Origin of the sequence: Rubrivirga sp. SAORIC476, from assembly GCF_002283555.1 — a bacterium.
GTDB lineage: Bacteria > Bacteroidota > Rhodothermia > Rhodothermales > Rubricoccaceae > Rubrivirga.
On record NZ_MVOI01000002.1, the window covers coordinates 298004 to 317571 of the forward strand.

18 protein-coding genes are annotated in these 19568 nt (G+C 69.9%); 1 reads left to right on the forward strand and 17 read right to left on the reverse strand.

From position 1 onward, the window contains the following. Positions 1 to 19 precede the first annotated feature (19 nt). The 14 genes from mscL to nadB form a co-directional block, all read right to left on the reverse strand. Entirely contained in the window at positions 20 to 454 is a 435-nt protein-coding gene (gene mscL / locus B1759_RS01415; protein WP_095513245.1) for a large-conductance mechanosensitive channel protein MscL, read from the reverse strand. A 202-nt stretch (positions 455 to 656) separates the two neighbouring features. Beyond that, positions 657 to 2909 (reverse strand): polyribonucleotide nucleotidyltransferase, encoded by a 2253-nt coding sequence (gene pnp / locus B1759_RS01420; protein WP_095513246.1) that lies wholly within the window; start codon positions 2907 to 2909, stop codon positions 657 to 659. Positions 2910 to 3137: 228 nt separating this feature from the next. Continuing rightward, positions 3138 to 3404, reverse strand: coding sequence for a 30S ribosomal protein S15 (rpsO, locus tag B1759_RS01425; RefSeq protein WP_095513247.1), 267 nt, complete (start codon positions 3402 to 3404; stop codon positions 3138 to 3140). A 142-nt stretch (positions 3405 to 3546) separates the two neighbouring features. After that, complete coding sequence (locus tag B1759_RS01430; RefSeq protein WP_095513248.1) at positions 3547 to 4713, reverse strand: hypothetical protein; 1167 nt, start codon at positions 4711 to 4713, stop codon at positions 3547 to 3549. Positions 4714 to 4715: 2 nt separating this feature from the next. Then, positions 4716 to 5309, reverse strand: coding sequence for a hypothetical protein (locus tag B1759_RS01435; protein WP_095513249.1), 594 nt, complete (start codon positions 5307 to 5309; stop codon positions 4716 to 4718). A gap of 2 nt (positions 5310 to 5311) precedes the next feature. Beyond that, complete coding sequence (locus B1759_RS01440; protein WP_095513250.1) at positions 5312 to 5791, reverse strand: hypothetical protein; 480 nt, start codon at positions 5789 to 5791, stop codon at positions 5312 to 5314. A gap of 219 nt (positions 5792 to 6010) precedes the next feature. Further along, the gene (locus B1759_RS01445) at positions 6011 to 6940 is read right to left on the reverse strand and encodes a bifunctional riboflavin kinase/FAD synthetase (RefSeq protein ID WP_095513251.1); all 930 of its coding nucleotides are present in this window, start codon (positions 6938 to 6940) and stop codon (positions 6011 to 6013) included. Continuing rightward, entirely contained in the window at positions 6937 to 7647 is a 711-nt protein-coding gene (gene truB, locus B1759_RS01450) for a tRNA pseudouridine(55) synthase TruB (RefSeq protein ID WP_158225057.1), read from the reverse strand. The genes B1759_RS01445 and truB overlap by 4 nt, the downstream gene beginning before the upstream one ends. Positions 7648 to 7652: 5 nt before the next feature. Beyond that, complete coding sequence (gene rbfA, locus B1759_RS01455) at positions 7653 to 8060, reverse strand: 30S ribosome-binding factor RbfA (RefSeq protein ID WP_158225058.1); 408 nt, start codon at positions 8058 to 8060, stop codon at positions 7653 to 7655. Between the two features lie 76 nt (positions 8061 to 8136). Next, a complete protein-coding gene (gene infB / locus B1759_RS20405) occupies positions 8137 to 10998 on the reverse strand; it encodes a translation initiation factor IF-2 (RefSeq protein ID WP_095513254.1) in 2862 nt (953 codons plus the stop codon). 64 nt (positions 10999 to 11062) lie between these two features. Further along, positions 11063 to 12514, reverse strand: a complete 1452-nt coding sequence (nusA, locus tag B1759_RS01465; protein WP_095513255.1) for a transcription termination factor NusA — start codon at positions 12512 to 12514, stop codon at positions 11063 to 11065. Positions 12515 to 12595: 81 nt separating this feature from the next. Next, positions 12596 to 13066 (reverse strand): ribosome maturation factor RimP, encoded by a 471-nt coding sequence (gene rimP / locus B1759_RS19555; protein ID WP_158225059.1) that lies wholly within the window; start codon positions 13064 to 13066, stop codon positions 12596 to 12598. A 239-nt stretch (positions 13067 to 13305) separates the two neighbouring features. Further along, a complete protein-coding gene (locus tag B1759_RS19165) occupies positions 13306 to 15321 on the reverse strand; it encodes a cytochrome c3 family protein (RefSeq protein WP_143537226.1) in 2016 nt (671 codons plus the stop codon). A 65-nt stretch (positions 15322 to 15386) separates the two neighbouring features. Further along, entirely contained in the window at positions 15387 to 17003 is a 1617-nt protein-coding gene (nadB, locus tag B1759_RS01475) for an L-aspartate oxidase (RefSeq protein WP_095513257.1), read from the reverse strand. Positions 17004 to 17146: 143 nt separating this feature from the next. Here nadB and B1759_RS01480 point away from each other — a divergent pair, with 143 nt between their 5' ends. Further along, positions 17147 to 17506, forward strand: coding sequence for a hypothetical protein (locus B1759_RS01480; RefSeq protein ID WP_095513258.1), 360 nt, complete (start codon positions 17147 to 17149; stop codon positions 17504 to 17506). Between the two features lie 9 nt (positions 17507 to 17515). On the opposite strand, the gene B1759_RS01485 is transcribed toward B1759_RS01480, so the two are convergent. The 3 genes from B1759_RS01485 to prfB all read right to left on the reverse strand — a co-directional run bounded on the left by B1759_RS01485 (position 17516) and on the right by prfB (position 19557). Continuing rightward, entirely contained in the window at positions 17516 to 17923 is a 408-nt protein-coding gene (locus B1759_RS01485) for a hypothetical protein (protein ID WP_095513259.1), read from the reverse strand. Positions 17924 to 17997: 74 nt separating this feature from the next. After that, positions 17998 to 18426, reverse strand: a complete 429-nt coding sequence (locus B1759_RS01490; protein WP_095513260.1) for a hypothetical protein — start codon at positions 18424 to 18426, stop codon at positions 17998 to 18000. 24 nt (positions 18427 to 18450) lie between these two features. Continuing rightward, the gene (prfB, locus tag B1759_RS01495) at positions 18451 to 19557 is read right to left on the reverse strand and encodes a peptide chain release factor 2 (protein WP_095513261.1); all 1107 of its coding nucleotides are present in this window, start codon (positions 19555 to 19557) and stop codon (positions 18451 to 18453) included. Positions 19558 to 19568 lie beyond the last annotated feature (11 nt).

Sequence of the window (19568 nt, forward strand, 5' to 3'; positions counted from 1 at the left end):
CCGAGGCGGGCGGGGTCGGCTACGGCTGCCGGGCGACGAGCGCGTCGCGGATCTCGGTGAGCAACACCTGATCGGCCGTCAGCTCCGGGGCGGCCTCGGTCTCGGGCGTCTCCTCCTTCTGGAGGTTGTTGATCCAGCGGACCACGAAGAAGATCGAGAGCGCGACCAGGAAGAAGGTCACGATGCTGTTGATCAGCGTGCCCCACTGGAGCACGACGGCGCCCGCCTCCTGAGCGGCGGCCAGCGTGGCGTAGGGCCCCGGCGTCGCGCCCTCCTTGAGGACGGAGAAGATGTTGGTGAAGTCGACCCCGCCGATCAGCAGCCCGACGAGCGGCATCACAATGCCGTCGACGAGCGACGAGACGATGGTCGCGAACGCCGCGCCGAGCACGAGGCCAACGGCCAGGTCGATGACGTTGCCTTTCACGGCGAACGTCTTGAACTCATTCCACATAAGGAGAGTGGTGGGTGAAGGAGCCGGAAGATGCGCCCGTCCCGCGCTCTTGCCAACTCTGGCGCTCACTGCCCCGGATGGGTGACTGGCTCGGCATCCCTCGGAGCGCGACGACAGGCGGCACCGACGACAAAGCGCCCGCCCCGGCACGAAGCCGAGGCGGGCGCAGTCCTGTCAGCGGACGAGCCGCTGGGGTCGAGGCTTAGTCGCGGCGACGGCCACGACCGCGGCCACCGCCGCTCCGGCCACCGCCGTCACGGCTGCCCCGCTCCTCGCGGCGCTTCGCCATCTCGGCCTTCTCCTCCTCGGTGGGCTCCGGGAGGAACGGCTTGCGGCTGACGCGCAGCTTGCCACCGTCGCGGATCTCGATGAGCTGGACCTCCAGCTTGTCGCCCACCTGGCACTCGTCGGCCGGGTCGTTGACGTAGCCGTGGGCCATCTCGGAGACGTGCAGCATGGCCTCCTTGCCCGGCATGATCTCGAGGATCGCGCCGAAGGGCAGCAGGTTCTTGACTGTGCCGGTGTACTTCTCACCGACCTCCGGCTGCGTCACGATGCCACGGATGATGTCCACGGCCGCGTAGGCCGCATCCATGTCCGGGGCGGCGACGGTCACGTAGCCCTTGCCGTCGCGCTCGTCGATGTTGATCTGGGCGCCCGTGTCGGCCTGGATGCCCTTGATGATCTTGCCGCCGGGCCCGATGATGGCGCCGATGAAGTCCTGGTCGATGACGACCTGGATGAGACGCGGGGCCGAGGGCGAGATGTCCTCGCGGGGCTCGGCGATCGTCTTGGCCATCTCGCCGAGGATGTGCAGGCGACCGGCCTTGGCCTGCTCCAGCGCGTCGCGCATGGTGCTCATGGCCAGCCCGTCGATCTTGATGTCCATCTGGCAGGCCGTGATGCCGTCCTCGGTGCCACAGAGCTTGAAGTCCATGTCGCCGAGGTGATCCTCGGTGCCGAGGATGTCGCTCAGGATCTGGATCTTGTCGCCCTCGGCGATCAGGCCCATCGCGATGCCCGCGACCGGCTTGTGGATCGGGATGCCCGCGGCCATCATGGCCAGCGAGCCGCCACAGACCGACGCCATCGACGAGGAGCCGTTGGACTCCAGCACGTCCGAGATGATGCGGACGGTGTAGGGGAACTCCTCCTCACCCGGCATCACCTTCGACAGCGCGCGCTCGGCGAGCATGCCGTGACCGATCTCGCGACGGCTCGGGCCGCGCAGGAACTTGGTCTCGCCGACGGAGAACGGCGGGAAGCTGTAGTGGAGGTAGAACCGCTTGTCGGTCTGGTCGAAGAGCTGGTCGACGGCCTGGACGTCCCGGCCGGTGCCGAGCGTGACCATGACGAGCGTCTGCGTCTCGCCGCGGGTGAACACGGCCGAGCCGTGCACCTTCGGGAGGTAGTCGACCTCGGTCCAGATGTCGCGGATCTCATCGGTCTTGCGACCGTCGAGGCGTCGGCCCTCGTCGAGGATCATCTCGCGCATCACGCGGGACTCGGCGGCCTTGAACGCCTCCTTGACCTCGCCGACGCCGAAGCCACCCTCGATCTCAGCGACGGCGTCGTCGCCCTCGCCGAAGAGCTTCGTGATCAGGTTGTCGCGGATCTCCTTGACGCCGCCATAGAAGGCTTCCTTGGAGTACTCCGAGCGCAGGTGCGCGTCGACGTCGTCCTTGATGTGGCCGTAGATGGTCTCGACGAGCGAGTCGTCCGGGGCGACCGTGCTGTACTCCAGCGGGGCCGGGGCGCCGTTCTGCTCGTCGCGCTTCCCGACGAACTCGGTGATGCCGGCGACAATGGTCTTGATGGCCTCGAAGCCGAACTCCAGCGCGGCGACCATGTCGTCCTCGCTGATCTCATCCATCTCGCCCTCGACCATCGCGATCGCGTCGGCCTTGCCGGCCACGATCAAGTCGATATCGGACGCGGTCCGCTCCTCCGCCGTCGGGAAGAGGATGAACTCACCGTCGACGCGGCCGACGCGGACGTGCGCGGTCGGGCCGTCGAACGGGCTGCCGGAGAGGCTGAGCGCGGCCGAGGAGCCGATGCCCGCGATCACGTCGGCGTCCATCTCGACGTCAGCGGCCAGGACGTAGTTGAGGACCTGGACCTCGTTCCGGAAGCCGTCCGGGAAGAGGGGCCGGATGGTGCGGTCGATGAGACGCGCGGTGAGGGTCTCCTTGTCGGAGGGCCGGGCCTCGCGCTTGAAGAAGCCGCCGGGGAAGGCGCCCTTCGCGGAGAAGCGCTCGCGGTAGTCGACCGTGAGCGGGAAGAAGTGCTGACCGTCGCGGAGGTTGCGGTCGGTGACCGCCGTCGAGAGCACGACGGTGTCGCCGAGCGAGGTGACGACGGCGCCGTCGGCCTGCTTGGCGAGCTTGCCGGTCTCGAGCGTGATGGTCTTGCCGCCGACCTCGATGGTCTGCGTGATAGCCTGGGGGGCTGCCATGAAGTGTTGGGGTGCGGGCCGGTCTTGTTCGGGCCCTGATGATGCGGACGGTTCGCCGGGGAGTCCGGGAATCCGTTCTCGCGCGCGTCGGCCCCGGCGTCTCCGAGGCGGGCGGGTGCGAGAACCGATCGCCGGGGGGCGGTCGTCACGCGGAAACGTCCGGCGACCCGAGTGGCGGCCGGAACGAAAACCGGCGGCGCCCCACAGAGAGGCGCCGCCGGAGGCGGTTTAGCGACGGAGACCGAGCTCCGCGATGATGGCGCGGTAGCGGTCGATGTGGTTGTCGCTGAGGTAGCGGAGCAGGCGGCGCCGCTTGCCGACCATCTTGAGCAGGCCCAGGCGGGACGTGTGGTCCTTCTTGTGGGTCTTGAGGTGCTCGGTCAGCTCGTTGATGCGAGCCGTGAAGATGGCGATCTGGACTTCCGGCTTGCCGGTGTCCTGGCCGCTCTCTCCGTGCTGCTCGATGATGGTCTGCTTCTTGTCCTTGGTGATCATGGTCGATCCTCTGCCGATCTTCGATACGGGAGAAGACCGCCCCCCCGATCGGGTTGGGGGGGACAGTCGGGGCACCCTCGTGGTGCGCCCCAAAGGTACCGGGACGCGATTCCGGAGGCCTGCCCACGGTCTTCACGCCGCCCTACGCCCGCACGAACACCATCCGGAAGCCGACTGCGGTGGTGGCCGCCGTGCCTCCGAAGAGAGGGGCCGTCATGTACCCCGAGAGGGGCTGGTACACGATCCTGGCGTTGCCGTTGAAGTTGACCGTCCCGCGCGTCGTCACCGGACCGGTGAGCACGGTGCTGCCACTCAGCTGGATGTTCTGGTTGTTCATCAGCGACCCCGTGATCTGGGCGGACCCGTTGATGCTGATGTCGCGCTCGGAGTACAGCGACAGCGTGCTCCCCGCGGCCGTCTGCAGCGACCCGTTGACGTTGATGTTTCCCGACGCGATGATGTTGACGAACCCCTTGACCTCGACCGACTTCCCACCGTTGATGTTGAGGTCCCCGCGGATGACCCAGACGGCCGGGTTCTCGGCCGTGCTGGTCGCCGAGAAGTCGATCACGCCACCGGACGGCTGCACGTTGGTCGCAGAGACCAGGGTCGCCTTCGACAGATAGTCCGCCACCCGGATCACGGGGATCTCGATGCGCTCGACCGTCTGGTAGACCGCCAGTCCTGAGGGGTTGGCGTTCGGCCGGAAGGCCCGCGCCAGGCGGTCCTTCTGCCACTGCTGCGTGGGCGGCGTCACGGACTGGTAGAAGCCCTGGATGCCCGCGTTCTCGGTGATGTTGACGTAGCTACCGCCGTTGGTGTGGATGTTCGCGTTGAGCGCGGGGTCTGCCGAGAGCACGCGCTGCGACGTGTTCATGGTCAGGCTCTGCTCCAGCGTGAGCGCCTGCCCCAGGAACCGGGCAACGGGAGGCGCGCCGGACGTGCTCGCCCTCAACTCGAACGTCGCCTCACGCGTGTGGCGGACCGTGCCCTCCCGCCCGACGCCCGTGACCTCCCCCACCGAGGTGACGGTCAGCAAACGGGGCGGCGTCGGAACGATCTGGACGGTGTACGTCCCCCCGTCCAACTCCCCGCGGAGGGTGCTGGTGGCAGGAAGACCCGTCAGGGTCGACACCAGCTCGGTGGCCTCTTCGAGGCCAGTCTCGGAGAGGCGCTCCGCGACGACGATGCCGAGGTGGTTCTGCGCGAGCGCATTGCCTCCGGCGCGGGCGTCGAGCCCGCGGTTGGCCAGGACCGAGCCAGTGGTCAGGCTGGACGCCGCGACGAGGAGAAGAAGGAACCGTCCCATGATCAGGCGGAGGTCCGGAGGACCTGGTTGACGAGCCGGTAGTACCGGTCGAGAGAAATGGGAAGCCGGCGAGGGTCGGTGGCCGTGGTGTTCGGGCGAAGCTCGGGGGCAGGGAGAACGATGCGAATCGAGACCCCGGTCGCGTCGGCGACCGGTCCTGTCGGCGTGAGCGAGACCTGGACCGTATCCACCTCCATGTCGACTCCGGACACGGCATAGCCGCTCCCGGTCCAGGTCTGTCTCTGGAGGCGCCAGCAGGTGCTCGCGTCGGAGGTGGTGCAGGCCGTTCGTGTGGCGAGGTAGCGGATGCGGTCCACCGTGCCCGCCTCGTGGACTGCCCCCCGGAACTCGAACGTGCGGGTGGTGCCGGTCCACGACCAGCCCAGGATCGCGGCCTCGGACGGGTCGACGTCGGCGCCGAGGCGGGCCATGTCGCGATCGAGGGTCTCGCGGACCACCTCGATGCGCGCCCGGTCGCGGTACGTGTTGGTGGTCGCCACCGCGGAGACCTGATTGCGGTACCAGATGGCCGCGAGGATGAGGATCACGACGCCAGCCATCAGGATGGACGTCAGATGATCGAGCCAGACACTCATGACTACTGGCCCTCCGCGGTGTAGACGCTCGTGAGCGTCGCGGCGAAGGAGTCCGGACCGGTGGTGGTCAGTGTTAACCGTTTGAAGTAAGTCCGCCGCGGCACCTCCCGCCACGTCCCGCCGCTCTTCTCGACGTAGGCGACCTCCGCCGCCAGCGTGTAGTCCAGACCTCCCCCGGACGCTCCCTGCAGGCGACGCGTCACCGTCGCCCCATCGAGATCGTCGAGGTCGGTGGCCGCGTCCCACGAGGCGGCCCCTCCGAACTGAGTCGGACCGGTGAGGTCGTTGGCGGAGGCGGGCTGCGCGACCGCGTCGAACGGGAGCGCGGCAATCTGCTCGAACGTGCTCTGGATCAGGTCGCCGCCCAGCGACTCGATCTCCTCGGCCATGAGGTCCTGTCCGACCTCGATGTCCGCGCGGTGGGTGTTGAAGTTGAGGAGGGAGGCGAGCGCGAGGGCTGCGAGAGCGAGGATGCGTTCCATGGCCGCGCGGACGCGGAGGGCTTGTGATGACTCGCCATCTGCACAGCCCATACCACGTCCTCGGGGCCAAATGGCCGATCCAAACAGCCGCCTTCTCTGGAACGCCGACGCGTCACAATCGGCCTCGGCTCAAGGCGTCGCGCCCCGCCGGTTTCCGCGCCCGATCTCGGCCCCCGCGGCGAGCTTCGGAGGCTCAGAAACGACCTCTCGTAGAAGTGATTACTGCTCCAGCACGGCCACGGCAGCCGCCCGATCTCGGCCCAACTGTGCGACCAGCGCGTCCACCCCGCCGAAGCGCTGTTCCTCCCGGAGGCGCGCGACCAGGTCCACGGTCAGCGTCTGGCCGTAGAGGTCGCGGTCGACCTCGAACAGGTGGGCTTCAAGAGTCCGCGTGCCGTCGGTCTCGAAGGTGGGGCGGCGACCGACGTTCATCATGCCGCCCCCCTCGGTGCCGTCTGCGAGCCTCGCGCGGATGGCGTAGACCCCGAGCGCTGGGACGAGCTTCCGGGCGTCCACTGGGCGCAGGTTGGCCGTCGGGTAGCCGATGGTGCGGCCCCGTGCATCCCCGCGGACGACGGTGCCGGAGATCCGGTAGGGGCGGCCGAGCAGGTGGCTCGCCCGCTCGGCGTCTCCCTCGTCGGCCAGCAGACGGCGGATCTCAGTGGACGACACCGTCACGTCGTCCTCGATCTGCTCCGGGATCACGTCCACAGAGAAACCCAGGCGGGCGCCGAGGCGCTCCAGCAGGGCGCGGTCGCCCCGCGCCTTCCGCCCGAACCGATGGTCGTACCCGATCACGATCTCCCGCATGCCGACCGTCCCCAGCAGCACGTCGGCGACGTAGTCCTCGGGCTCCAGCAGCGACAGGTCGCGCGAGAACGGCAGCACGACGAACCGTTCCACACCGAGCGCCTCCAGCGCGTCGGCTCGCTCGTCGAGCGACGTCAGGAGCGGGATGGCGTGGCCGGTCAGGATCTCGCGCGGGTGCGGGTCGAACGTCACCACCGTCGGCACGCCGCCCGTCTCGGCCGCCCGCGCCACGAGGTAGCGGATGATGGCCTGGTGCCCCAGGTGGACCCCGTCGAACGTGCCGGTCGTGACCACCGAGCGAGGGTCTGCACGAACCGAGGCACCGTGTTCGCGCGTCATGCGGGCTCTCGGGCTGCCTCCATGAGGTCGTTCAGATCGAACGCCTCGGAGGCCTGGAACGGACCGATGGCCTCGCGCCGGAGCGCGACGAGGTGCCCGCCCACGCCGAGCGCCTGACCGAGGTCGTGGGCGAGGGAGCGCACGTAAGTCCCCTTCGAGCACTCCACGCGCACGTCCACGTCGTCGCCGCGGCGATCCAGCACGTCGAACGCGTAGACCGACGTGGGACGGGCCTCGATCTCGACCTCCTCTCCCCTCCGCGCCTTCTTGTAGAGCCGCTCGCCGTCCTTCTTGATGGCCGAGAAGATGGGCGGGCGCTGGAGGATGTCGCCACGGAAGCCGACCAGGGCCGCCTCGATGGCGTCGTCGGACACGCCCGTGGCGTCCACCTCGGTCTCGATGTCGCCCTCGGCGTCGTAGGTGGTCGTGGTCTGCCCGAGGCGGACCGTCGCGGTGTAGGTCTTCGGCAGGCCCATGAAGCGGTCCTGCTGGCGCGTCGCGTTCCGTCCGACCAGCACGATCAGGAGCCCCGTCGCCATCGGGTCGAGCGTGCCCGCGTGGCCGACCTTCTTGACCCGCAGGGCCCAGCGGACCGTCTTGACGACGCCGAACGACGTGATGCCGCCCGGCTTGTCGACCAGCACGGCGGCTGGCTCGACGGGCCGCGCGAGCGACTCGCCCGCGGTGACGATCCGGAGGTCATCCACCACGCCTAATACTCGCCGCGCGACGGCGTCTCGTCGTCCGCCTCGGGCGCGTCGTCGGCCGGGCGGTCAGCAGCGATCTGAGCGAAGATGTCGTCCAGGCGCTCGCGACGCTGGGCGCCCTCGTCGAGGAAGAACTTGAGGTCCGGCATCCGCTTGAGCTGGTGGCGGATGCGCTGCGCGAGCGCATGGCGGATCTCGCTGGACTGCGCGTCGAGGCGCGCCAGCGCGGTCTTGCGCTGGAGGTCGTCGGCGCCAAGCACCGACACGTCCACGTAGGCCGTGCCGAGGTCGTCCGTCATGCGGACGCCGGTGACGGTCACGAGGGACTGGCTGGCCTCGCCGAAATCGGTCACGAGGAGGTCGGCCACCTCGCGCTGGATCATGCGGCCGACCCGATCGGTGCGGATGGACATGAGGGATGGGGGATGCGGGATGCAGAGGGAGGAGGGAGAAGCCATGGGCCCCATCCCTCCTCCCTCCCACCCTCGTTTAAACCGTGAGCTTCCGCTTCTCTTCGGTGACGGTGTAGGTCTCGAACTGATCGCCGACCTTGATGTCGTTGTAGTTCTTGACCGTGACGCCGCACTCGTAGCCCGCCGCGACGTCCTTCACGTCCTCCTTGAAGCGGCGGAGCGTGTCGATCACGCCCTGGTAGATCACGACGCCGTCGCGCACGATGCGGAGGCGGTCGCCACGCGACACCTTGCCCTCCACGACGTAGGAGCCGGCAATGGTGCCCACCTTCGGCGCCTTGAACGTCTCGCGGACCTCGATGGTCGACGTGACGGTCTCCTTCTCCTCTGGCTCCAGGAGGCCTTCGAGCGCATCGCGGACATCCTCGATGGCGTCGTAGATGACGGAGTAGAGCTGGATGTCGATCTCCTCGCGCTCGGCCATGGCGCGGACACCGGCGACCGGGCGCACCTGGAAGCCGATGATGATGGCGTCCGAGGCGATGGCCAGCATCACGTCCGACTCGGTGATCGCGCCGACGCCCGAGTGGACGATCTGCACGGCGACCTCGTCGTTGGAGAGCTTCAGCAGCGAGTCGCTGAGGGCCTCGACCGAGCCACCCACGTCGCCCTTAACGACGAGGTTGAGGTTCGTGATCTCGCCCAGCGCCATGCGGCGGCTGAGGTCGGCGAGCGTCACGTGGCGACGCTGGTGGAGCGTCTGCTCGCGGATGAGCTGCTGGCGCTTGGACGCGATCTCGCGGGCCTCGCGCTCGTCTTCGAGCACGATCAGGCGGTCGCCGACGGCGGGCGCAGCGCTCAGGCCGAGCACCTGCACCGGCGTCGCCGGGCCGGCCACCTTGACACGCTCGTCGCGCTCGTTGAACATCGCTCGGACGCGGCCGGACGTGAGGCCGACGACGTAGGCGTCGCCTTCCTCCAGCGTGCCGTTCTCGACGAGCACGGTCGCGACCACGCCCCGGCCCTTGTCGAGGCGAGCCTCGACGACCGTCCCGACGCCGTAACGGTCCGGGTTGGCCGTCAACTCCAACAGGTCAGCTTCGAGCTGGACCTTCTCCAGCAGCGAGTCCACGTTGGTGCCGTTCATGGCCGAGATGAGCTCGCACTGGACGGAGCCGCCGTACTGCTCGACCTGCACGCCCTGCTCGGCGAGCTGGGCCATGATCTTGTCCGGGTTCGCCGTCTCGCGGTCGATCTTGTTGATCGCGATCACCATTGGCACCTCGGCGGCGCGCGAGTGGTTGATGGCCTCGATCGTCTGCGGCATCACCGCGTCGTCGGCTGCGACGACCACAATGACGAGGTCGGTGACCTGGGCGCCACGCGCACGCATGGCGGTGAACGCCTCGTGACCGGGGGTGTCCAAGAAGGTCATCTTCTTGTCCTCCGACGTCGTGATCTGGTAGGCGCCGATGTGCTGAGTGATGCCACCCGCCTCACCCGCGACCACGTTGGCCTCACGGATGTAGTCGAGCAGCGACGTCTTGCCGTGGTCGACGTGGCCCATGATGGTCACGATCGGCGGACGCGGCACGAGGTCCTCCTCGGCGTCCTCGGTCACGAGGTCAAACTCCTCCTCAATGTCGTCCATGAACTCAACCTCGAAGTCGAACTCGTCGGCGAGGAGGACGATGGCGTCGGCGTCAAGGCGCTGGTTGATGGAGACCATCATGCCGAGCCCGAAGCCCTTCGAGATGACTTCCGTCACCGGGATGTTCATCGCCTCGGCGAGGTCGCCGGTGGAGATGAACTCCATGACCCGGAGGACGGAGGCCTGCTCCATCATCTCCTGATCGCGTGCCTCGCGGATGGCGGCGCGCTCGTCGCGACGGGCGCGGCGGCGCTTCTGACGGGTCCGCTTGGTGCCCGAGCCGGACGCCTTCTGGAGCGTCTCGGAGACGTTCTTCTGGACCTCGCCCTGGTCGACGGACCGCTTCCCCTTCTTGGCCTTGCCCGACTTGGAGCGGGCGGGCTTGCCACCGCCGGCGGCTCCCGGTGCGGGCGGCGCCGAGGCGGGCTCGTCGTTGTTGCGCTTGCGCTTGCGACGACGACCAGTCTCCAGACCGGAGATGTCGATCTTGCCGAGCACCTTGGTGCCCGTCAGGCCGTACCGGTTCGCGCGGACGACACCGCCATCGTCGGCAGCCGGGGCGGGCTCGTCGACATCCATCGCGCCCTGCGTGACGGGGTCGGGCGCTGCCTCCGGCACCGGCGTCGCCTCGGCGACCGGCTCGGAGGTCTCCGCGACGGGCTCCGTCTCGGCGACGGGTGCAGCCTCGGCAGCAGGCGCGGGCGTCACGTCGGGAGCAGACTGAGGGGTTGCCTCCGCGACCGGCTCCGGAGCCGTCTCGGCGACGGGCTCAGGGGTCGGCTCTGCGACGGGCGGGGCGACAGGCGCCGTCTCGGCGACAGGCTCGGGCGTTGCCACCGGCTCCGGGGCGGGGGCGGGGGGTGTCTCGATCACCGGCTCCGCCGGGGCGACCGGCGTCTCGGCAGGAGCGGGAGTCTGGACGACCGGCTCGGCGGGGGCGACGGGCGTCTCGGCGACAGGCGCTTCCGCGACGGGTGCCGGCGGCTCAGCAGACACGGCCTCGGCCGGCTCCTCGGCCTCCGCCTCGGCGGATGCGAGTTGCTGGCGACGCTCGCGGACGCGCGCCTTGGCGTCGGCATCGTCGGAGTACGTCTCGATGAGAACGTCGTACATCTCCGGCGACAGCCGACCGTTGGGGTCGCCTGCAGCCAGCTTGTCGTCGAGCTCGAAGCCGCGCTCGGTCAGCGCCGACACGATGGTGTCGGTCGCGATGTTGAGTTCGCGGGAGGCCTTGAAGAGCTGAACGCGCTTCGGCTGGTCGGTACGTCGCTTGCGCGGGGTGGGCATGCGGTGAGGCGTGGGGAGAGACGGCGGAGCCGTCGGAAATCTAGGGTGCCGGGGTTGCTCTCGGCTAAGCGGTCGGCTCGTCGGTCAGGGGCTCCTCCTCAGACGACGAGTCGTCGGCCGGGGATTCCGGGTCGGCATCGGGCTCGACCTCCGAGGCGGCCTCGGGGGCCACATCGGCGTCGTCGGCAGAAGCGACCTCATCCGAAGGCACGTCGGCGTCCTCGTCCGCGGTCGCGAGCGGCTTGCCATCGACGGTGGCGTCGGGGTCGCGCTCGAACTCGGCTTCCATGAGCCAGGTGATCTTCTGCGCCTGCTCCTCCGAAAGGTCGGTACGGCGGGCCAGCTCTGAGGGCTGCAGCTCCAGCACCGCCTTGGCGGTGTCGCAGCCGATGTCCTTGAGCTTCTGGATGATCTCCGGCGGGATGGCGTCCGAGAACTCCTCGATGTCGACGTCCTCCTCGTCCGACTTGATGTCGCGGTAGACGTCCAGCTCGAAGCCGGTCAGCATCGACGCGAGGCGGATGTTCTGGCCGCCGCGGCCGATGGCCATCGAGACCTCGTCGGCCGGGACGGTAACGCGGGCGCGGGGCGGGACCAGCTCGTGGTTGAGCTCGACCGCGATCGGCTTGGCCGGGGCCAGCGACCGCTTGATGAAGTCGATCGTGTTGTCGGTCCACGGCACCACGTCGATGTTCTCGCCGCCCAGTTCGCGGACGACCGCGTGGATGCGGGAGCCCTTCACGCCGACGCACGCGCCGACGGGGTCGACCCGGTCGTCGTGGCTCAGAACGGCCATCTTGGCGCGCTCGCCGGGCAGGCGGACGATCTTCTTGATCTCGATGATGCCGTCGTAGATCTCGGGCACCTCCAGCTCGAACAGGCGCTCGATGAAGACCGGCGCAGTGCGCGAGATGATGACCTGCGGGGAGGCGCCGGCGTCACGGTCGACGTCGAGCACGACCGCGCGGAGCATGTCGCCCTTGCGGTAGCGGTCCTTCTGGATCTGCTCCTGGCGCGGCAACACCAGCTCCGTCTTGTTGTGGAGCACGAGCACCTCGCGGCGCCGCGTCTGGTAGATCTCGCCGACGACGATCTCGTCGATCAGCTCGGAGTACTCGCGGTGGATGTTCTCCTTCTCGATGTCGCGGATCCGCTGGCGGAACGTCTGGAGCGCGGCCTGGACGGCGCGGCGGCCGAAGTCCTCGATGTGGATCTGGACGGCCACCTCGTCCTCGATGTCATACTCCTCGTCGATCTGGACCGCGTCGGTGTACTCGATCTGGAGGACGGGGTCCTCGAGGTCGTAGTCCTCCACCACCTCGCGGACGTGGAGGATCTGGTAGTCGCCGTTGTCGGGGTTGAAGACGATCTGGAACGCCTCCGGGTCGTCGGCGCCGTAGCGCTTCTTGATCATCGCCCGGAACACGTCCTCGATGATCACCTGGAGCGTGTCGCGGTCGATCTCCTTCTCGCGCGCGATCTCGGCGAAGGAAGAGACGAGGACGGTGGACTGCATAGAGTTGTCGGTGGTCGGTTTCCGGCGGGCGAAGGGCGTCGTTGTCAGGCGGGCGACCGAGGGCCGGTCACCGGAAACGGGTTACCAGGGAAGGACGACGCGGGCGTCGCGGATGGCATCGAAGGGGATGGGCGCCGTCTCGCCGTCGAGCACCAGCGCGCCGTCCTCGACGGCGAGCAGCTCGCCCTGAACGGTCACGAGTTCGCTCTCGGCCCGCTCGACGGACACGGCGAGCGTGCGGCCGACGTGCTGCGGGTACTGGCGCGGATCGGCGATGGGACGGTCGGCCCCCGGCGTCGATACGTCGAGGCGGTACGTGCCCTTGACGACGTCCTCGGTGTCGAGCAGGAAGCCGAGCGAGCGGCTCAGCGCCGTCAGGTCGTCGGAGCCGGCGCCCGTCGGAGAGTCGACGAAGACCTCCACGACGCGGCTGCCCTGAAAGCCACGCACCTCCACACCGAGCACGAACAGGTCGGTGTCGGCGACGGCTTCCTCGGCGAAGCCGCGGATGCGGTCGGCGAGAGAGGGGGTGACGGGGGGCTGGACGGACACGTGGGCGAAAACGGAGGAGGGGGAGACGGAAAACGCCCGTTCGGCGGAACGGGCGTCGCTCGGGCGGCCGGACGGGGGTGAGACCCGGGCGGGGCGCCAAACACAACGGACGGCCGAGGGCCGTCCAGGCTGCTCGCTCTGCCGAGGAGCGTCCGAAAGGTACGGACGAGGCTCGGGCGTCGCAATCCATCCAACACCCCGAGACCTCCCCAGATCCGCGCTTTCGTGTGCATAATGCGTTATGTCCCGTCCCGGACGACCGCGACGCGCCGGACCGCCCCGCCCGCCTGGACCACGTAGAGCCCAGCTCCCAGATCGCGAGCGACGCCCGGCCAGCGACCCCGGGCCAGGGGGGTTCCGGACGAGGAGTAGACCCCGGCATCGGACCCTAGGGGCACCGCGTCGGCGCGCGGCCACCCGAACACCGTCGGCGCGGTCCAGAGCGGGACGACGGTCTCCCCCACCCGGACGCCCGCCGACAGCGGCCCCACCAGATCGGGATCGAGGCGGACTGCTTCGCGCCAGTCGTCGGCGGGGTCGAGGCCGTTCATCGTCTGCACGATGCCCAGCAGCAGCCTGGTCTCGGCGTCCCACGGGTCGAGTCTGGCGGCCTCCCCCAGTTCTGGCTCCGCCCGGTCGAGCCGTCCCTGGCCCAGGAGAAAGCGTCCGTGCTCGCGCCGGGTCTCGGGCCGACGCGGCTGGGCCGACACGGCCTCGATGAAACGACTCTTCGCCCCGAGGTCCGATCCGGCGTCGGCGAGGGCGCGGGCGAGGGTTTCGAGGCGCTGAGGGCGCGTGCGGGCGTCCGCCAGGGCGACGGCCTGCTCCAGCGGCCCGACGGCGTCTGGCGCGCGGCCGGCCTGGAGGAGCGCGACGCCCAGCAGGAAGCGCGCGTCCCCCCAGTCGGCGGGTGCGTCGAGGCGGTCCAGCGCGATGCGGATGAACTCGGCGCCCCGCGCGAGGGCGTCGGGCCGGTTCGACTGGACGCCGTACGATACCGCCGCCATGCCTTCGTAGAGCCCGCCGAGATCGCCCTCCCGGTCCGCCTCGATGAGCGGGGCGACGAGGCCGGAGCGCCCGACCTCGGGACGCGGGCTCGGCGCCGGACCGTCCACGACCCGGATCCAGTGGTCGGTGAACGACGAGTGCGGCGCGTCATCGGCCTCGACACGGGGCATGTGGCAGGACACGCAGCCCGTCGGGGCGGTGTGCTCGGCCCGGAGCGCGGCCGGGACGGCATCGGCCACCGACGCGTGGCACGTCACGCAGGCGGCGCTCTGCGCGCCCGGCGGACGCGCCTCGAATCCCCGGTGCGGGTCGTGGCACGTCACGCACTCCAGCGGCGCCTCCGTGCGGACGGTCGCCTCGAAGCACGCGCTCGCCTGCATCCGGGCGGCGTGCGACACGACGGCGACGCCGTCGCCGCCCTCCGCGACACCCGGCACGGCGAACAGCGCCTCGTGGGCCGAGAGCGGGCGCCCAGGGCGGAACGAGTACGCCGTCTCGCCCTGCCGGTACACGTCGAGGGTGGCGTGGAGATGGCACTGGCTGCACACGTCCAGCCGGAGGTCCAGCGGCAGCCAGACCGGGTTCACGATGGTCGGATCGGGCCCCTCCGCCGGACCGTCAGACGCGAGCCGCGCCTCGACGTGGACCGAGCCCGGCCCGTGGCACCGCTCGCAGCCGATGCCCTCGGGGATCGACGCGAACGCGTCCTCGACGCCCACGACCGGCTCCGGGACCGCATTGTGACACGACATGCAGCCGTCCGGCATCGTCCGCCCGAAGCGCGGGTTGCTCTCGCGGTAGCCGGGCGAAAAGTCCCACCGGCCGCCGTCCTGCGTGTACCACGTCAGCGGGAGTTCGACGAGGCGGTCGCCGCGGCGGGCGAAGTAGGTCCGCGCGGCGTCGCCCGAGCCGACGACGATCTCCATCGGGCGTACGAGGCGGGCCACCTCGGCGCCGTCGGGGGCGAACTGGCGCTCCTCCTGGGCGAGGCCGTCGGGCGTCTCGATGACGCGGTACGCGAAGCCGGTGTGCGGGTCCACCAGCGGCTCGTCCAGCACCGGCTCGATGCGCGTCTCGGGGGTCAGTGGGTACGACGCGTTCGCCATCCCGTGCGTCGCGTACGCCTCGGCGATCTCCCCGTGGCACGTCGCGCAGGTCGCCGCGCCGACGTAGCTCGCGTCGGCGCCGAGGTTGGAAAAGGCAGGCGCCTCGGGGCCGCTCGCGCACCCGGCCAGCAGGAGAAGCACGACCGCGGACGACGTGCGGACGCCCCCGCGTGCACGCTCTCGCCGAGTCCGAGCGCGCCCGCCTCTCACTCCCCGCCCCCGGCGTTGACGAGCGTGTCGTGCCGCTGGGCCGGGTCCGTCTCCGGGAAGTCGGCCATGAAGTGGAGGCCGCGGCTCTCGTGGCGGCGCTGGGCGCACGACACGACGAGGTGGGCGATTGCCGACAGGTTGCGCAGTTCGCACAGCTCGGCCGAGATGCGCGTCCGCTGGTAGAACTCCTCCGTCTCCTGGTGGATCAGGTCGATGCGCCGCGCCGCCCGCGCCAGCCGGTGCTGGCTCCGCACGATGCCGACGTAGCCCTGCATCACCCGTCGCAGCTCCTCGCGGTTGTGCGACACCAGGATCCACTCGCTCGGGTTCTCCGCGTTCGACTCGTCCCAGTCCGGGATGCGGTCCTCGTGGCCGTGCTCGGCGGCGTAGGCCGTCGCCGGTCCGACCGCGTTGTGGGCATAGACGAGCGCCTCCAGGATCGAGTTGGACGCCAGCCGGTTGGCCCCGTGGAGGCCCGAGCACGTCACCTCGCCGCAAGCGAACAGCCCCGCGATGGACGTCTGGCCGACTGTGTCGACCACGACGCCGCCGCACGTGTAGTGAGCCGCCGGGACGACCGGGATCGGGCCCGTCGTCATGTCGAGGCCGTGCTGGAGCAGCGTCTCCTGGATGTTCGGGAAGTGGCGGATGACCGCCTCGGATGGCTTGTGGGAGATGTCCAGCCAGACGTGCTCGTCGCCCCGCTTCTTCATCTGGTCGTCGATGGCGCGGGCCACGATGTCGCGCGGGGCCAGCTCCTCGCGGTCGTCGTAGGCGGGCATGAAGCGCTCGCCGGCCAGGTTGGTCAGCAGGCCGCCGTCGCCGCGAACGGCCTCGGTGATCAGGAAGCTCCGCCCGTCGAAGTCTGCCCCGGGCAGGTAGAGGCTCGTCGGGTGGAACTGGATGAACTCCATGTTGGCGACGACCGCACGGGCGCGGTAGGCCATCGCGATGCCGTCGCCGGTGGCGACGGTCGGGTTGGTGGTGTGCTGGTAGACCTGGCCCGCGCCGCCCGCCGCGAGCAGCGTCACCCGCGCCAGGACGGTGTGGACGACGCCGGTCGTGCTGTCCAGCACGTAGGCGCCGTAGCAGTGGATCGGGTCGCCCGCGACGGGCTCCTCGCCCAACTGGTGCTCGGTGAGCAGGTTGACCGCGTAGTGGTATTCGAGGACGGTGATGTTGGCGCTCCGGCGGACCGCCGTCAGCAGCGCGCGCTCGACCTCACGGCCCGTCATGTCCTCGGCGTGGACGATGCGGTCGGCCGAGTGGCCGCCCTCGCGTCCCAGATGGAGGTCGCCGTCCGGGTCCCGGTCGAACTGGGCGCCGAGGTCGATCAGGTCGCGGATCCGCTCGGGGCCTTCGGAGACCACCATCCGCACCACGTCCTCGTGGCACAACCCCGCGCCCGCGACGAGGGTGTCCTCGACGTGCGCCTCGATGCCGTCCTCGGGGTCCATCACGGCCGCGATGCCGCCCTGGGCGTAGTTCGTGTTGCTCTCCGCCGACTCCTTCTTGGTGACGACGCAAACGGTCCCGTGCTCGGCAGCGCGGAGGGCGAACGAGAGCCCGGCGACGCCGGAGCCGATGACCAGAAAATCGTAGCGGGTGCGCATGCGGCCGGGGTGTTTCCGGGAGGTTAACGCCGTCCCGACCCGTACGGGCGCTCGCCGAGTCAGCCCAGGCTCCACCCGAGGTCGGCCGCTCAGAGCCACGTTCGGCCACTGATGCCTACGTTTGGGTCCCCACCCTCCTCCTCATGTCGCGTCTCGCCCTCCTCGTTCTCCCCCTCGTCGTCGCCGGATGCGCCGGCTCCTCACCGCTGGTCGCCACCGACCTCGCACGCTCTACCTGGGCCGAGCGCTGTCCGGGCAGTACGCCTGACCTCGCCTACCTCCGCCTGGACCCTGACGGCTCCTTCGCGTGGAGCTATTCGGATCCCAATGCGGTCGAGACCGACTCCGGCGATACGTGGTCCGTCGAGGGAACGACGCTCACCATCTCGTGGAACGACGGCTTCGCAGTGACGACCTACGACCTCCGCTCGTTCGACACGGGGCGCCTCCAGGGCTCGTCCACGAAGACGTGCGGCGACACGGCCTCATTCGAGCGGGTCTGACGCGCGGCCTTACTGTGCCCGGCACTGGCCGCCCACCCACACCACTGTGGGCTCGGGCGTCACCGCGCAGTCTGACCCGAGGCCGAACTCGCGGTTGGCCTGCTCGTCCATCCGGGTGATCTCCTCGGCGGTCTGCACGATGGCCGCGGCCTCGCTCGCCTCGGCCGAGTAGACGGCGAAGTCGGTCGGGCCGCCGCACGCCTTGGCGCCGACGGGCACCGTGCGGCAGGCCGAGAGGCCGCTCGCCTCGGCGTCGCCGATGAGCCGGTCGAGGTCCGCCTCGGCGGCCTGGCGGGCCTGCTGGTAGACCTCGAAAGAGCCGAACGTCCCGAGGTCGCGGTCGTCGTCGACGAAGGCATTGCATCCGGCCCCCGCGAGTGCGGCCGAGAGGACGAGGAGGGCTGGGAGGCAGCGCATGGGTGGCGTGAAAGGAACCGACGGCAAGGTTCAGCCGGAGTCCGAGGTGGGGCAAGTCCAGACCGCGCGCCCTCCTACTCGTCGGCGACGCACCGGCCCTCACGGAGCGCGACCGGCGGGGGCGTGTAGGCCATGCACGTCGAGGCCCACTCGAACTGGGCGTTCGCGGCGCGGTCGAGCGCCACGAGGCGGGCCGCCAGCCGCTCGACCTCGCGCGCGTTCTCGTCCTCGGAGTAGACGACGAAGCTGGTGGGGCCGCCGCACGCCTGCTCGCTCGTCGGCGCGACGCGGCACGATGCCACCGCAGCCGCCGACGCGGTCCCCACCGCCGCGTCCAGGTCCGCGGCCGTGGCCTCGCGCTGAGCGCGGTAGTCGGCCTCGTCCTCGAACTCGATCGCGGCCGGGTCCGGCCCCGCCTGCCCCGGCAGCGGATCGGCGATGGGGCTGCACGCGGCCAGCAGGAACACCGTCAGCAGGACGAAAGCGGAGGCGGAGTGGCGCATCGGGGAGGTGGAGTCGGACCCCGTCTACTCTCCCACCTCCCGGCCCGTTTCCTGCAGCAGGTACGCCGTGATGAACGTGTCGATGTCGCCGTCCATGACGGCCTGCACGTCGCCCACCTTGACCTCGGTGCGGTGGTCGTTGACGAGCGTGTACGGCTGGAAGACGTACGAGCGGATCTGCGAGCCCCACTCGATCTTTTTCTTGCCCGCCTCCTCGGCGTCCTTGGCCGCCTCCCGGATGGCCTGCTCCAGCGCGTAGATGCGCGACTTGAGCATCTGCATGGCCCGGTCGCGGTTCTGGAGCTGCGAGCGCTGCTCCGTCGATTCCGCCGTCACCCGTTCCTCCTGCCCGTTCGAAAGCGTGCCCGTCCAGATGTAGCGCGCGCCCGTCTCGACCTTGTTGACGTTCTGCCCGCCCTTGCCGCCCGAGCGGAACGTCTGCAGTTCCAGGTCGGCCGGGTTGAGGTCGATCTCGATGGCGTCGTCGATCTCCGGGTAGACGAACACCGACGCGAACGAGGTCTGTCGCTTGTCCGCCGACCCGAACGGGCTGATGCGGACGAGGCGGTGGACGCCGCTCTCGGCGCGGAGGTAGCCGTACGCCCAGCGGCCGTCCACGCGGAGCGAGGCGCTCTTGATGCCCGCCTCCTCGCCCTCCTGGTACTCCAGCAGCGTCGGGCTGTAGCCGTGGCGCTCGGCGTAGCGGGTGTACATGCGCAGGAGCATGTCGGCCCAGTCCTGCGCGTCGGTGCCACCCGCGCCCGAGTTGATGGTCAGGATGGCCGTGCGGTGGTCGTCGGGCCCGGCGAGCATGCCGCGCAGTTCGAGCGCGTCGAGGGCCTTGGTGAGCGCCCGCTCCGCCTCGGCGACCATCTCGGCGGTGTCCTCGCCATCCTCGTCGCCGATCTCGCGGTAGACCTCCAGGTCGTCGCGGAGGGCCAGCACGCGGTCGAACGCCTCGACCCAGTCGGTTTCGGCGGAGATCTCCTGCTCGGTGGCGGCGGCGGCCTCGGGGTCGTCCCAGTAGCCGGGCTCCAGGCGCTTGGCCTGGAGGCCCGCCAGCTGCTGGCGGCGGCCGTCGATGTCGAGGTAGCGGCCGAGGGTGTCGACGCGGTCGGAGAGGTCTGCCATGGCGGGATCGG

What these genes read in the sequence shown, in the direction of transcription:
- mscL (WP_095513245.1), bottom strand. Translation starts at nt 454, where the DNA reads ATGTGGAATGAGTTCAAGACGTTCGCCGTGAAAGGCAACGTCATCGAC.
- pnp (WP_095513246.1), bottom strand. Translation starts at nt 2,909, where the DNA reads ATGGCAGCCCCCCAGGCTATCACGCAGACCATCGAGGTCGGCGGCAAG.
- rpsO (WP_095513247.1), bottom strand. Translation starts at nt 3,404, where the DNA reads ATGATCACCAAGGACAAGAAGCAGACCATCATCGAGCAGCACGGAGAG.
- B1759_RS01430 (WP_095513248.1), bottom strand. Translation starts at nt 4,713, where the DNA reads ATGGGACGGTTCCTTCTTCTCCTCGTCGCGGCGTCCAGCCTGACCACT.
- B1759_RS01435 (WP_095513249.1), bottom strand. Translation starts at nt 5,309, where the DNA reads ATGAGTGTCTGGCTCGATCATCTGACGTCCATCCTGATGGCTGGCGTC.
- B1759_RS01440 (WP_095513250.1), bottom strand. Translation starts at nt 5,791, where the DNA reads ATGGAACGCATCCTCGCTCTCGCAGCCCTCGCGCTCGCCTCCCTCCTC.
- B1759_RS01445 (WP_095513251.1), bottom strand. Translation starts at nt 6,940, where the DNA reads ATGACGCGCGAACACGGTGCCTCGGTTCGTGCAGACCCTCGCTCGGTG.
- rbfA (WP_158225058.1), bottom strand. Translation starts at nt 8,060, where the DNA reads ATGTCCATCCGCACCGATCGGGTCGGCCGCATGATCCAGCGCGAGGTG.
- infB (WP_095513254.1), bottom strand. Translation starts at nt 10,998, where the DNA reads ATGCCCACCCCGCGCAAGCGACGTACCGACCAGCCGAAGCGCGTTCAG.
- nusA (WP_095513255.1), bottom strand. Translation starts at nt 12,514, where the DNA reads ATGCAGTCCACCGTCCTCGTCTCTTCCTTCGCCGAGATCGCGCGCGAG.
- nadB (WP_095513257.1), bottom strand. Translation starts at nt 17,003, where the DNA reads ATGCGCACCCGCTACGATTTTCTGGTCATCGGCTCCGGCGTCGCCGGG.
- B1759_RS01480 (WP_095513258.1), top strand. Translation starts at nt 17,147, where the DNA reads ATGTCGCGTCTCGCCCTCCTCGTTCTCCCCCTCGTCGTCGCCGGATGC.
- B1759_RS01485 (WP_095513259.1), bottom strand. Translation starts at nt 17,923, where the DNA reads ATGCGCTGCCTCCCAGCCCTCCTCGTCCTCTCGGCCGCACTCGCGGGG.
- B1759_RS01490 (WP_095513260.1), bottom strand. Translation starts at nt 18,426, where the DNA reads ATGCGCCACTCCGCCTCCGCTTTCGTCCTGCTGACGGTGTTCCTGCTG.
- prfB (WP_095513261.1), bottom strand. Translation starts at nt 19,557, where the DNA reads ATGGCAGACCTCTCCGACCGCGTCGACACCCTCGGCCGCTACCTCGAC.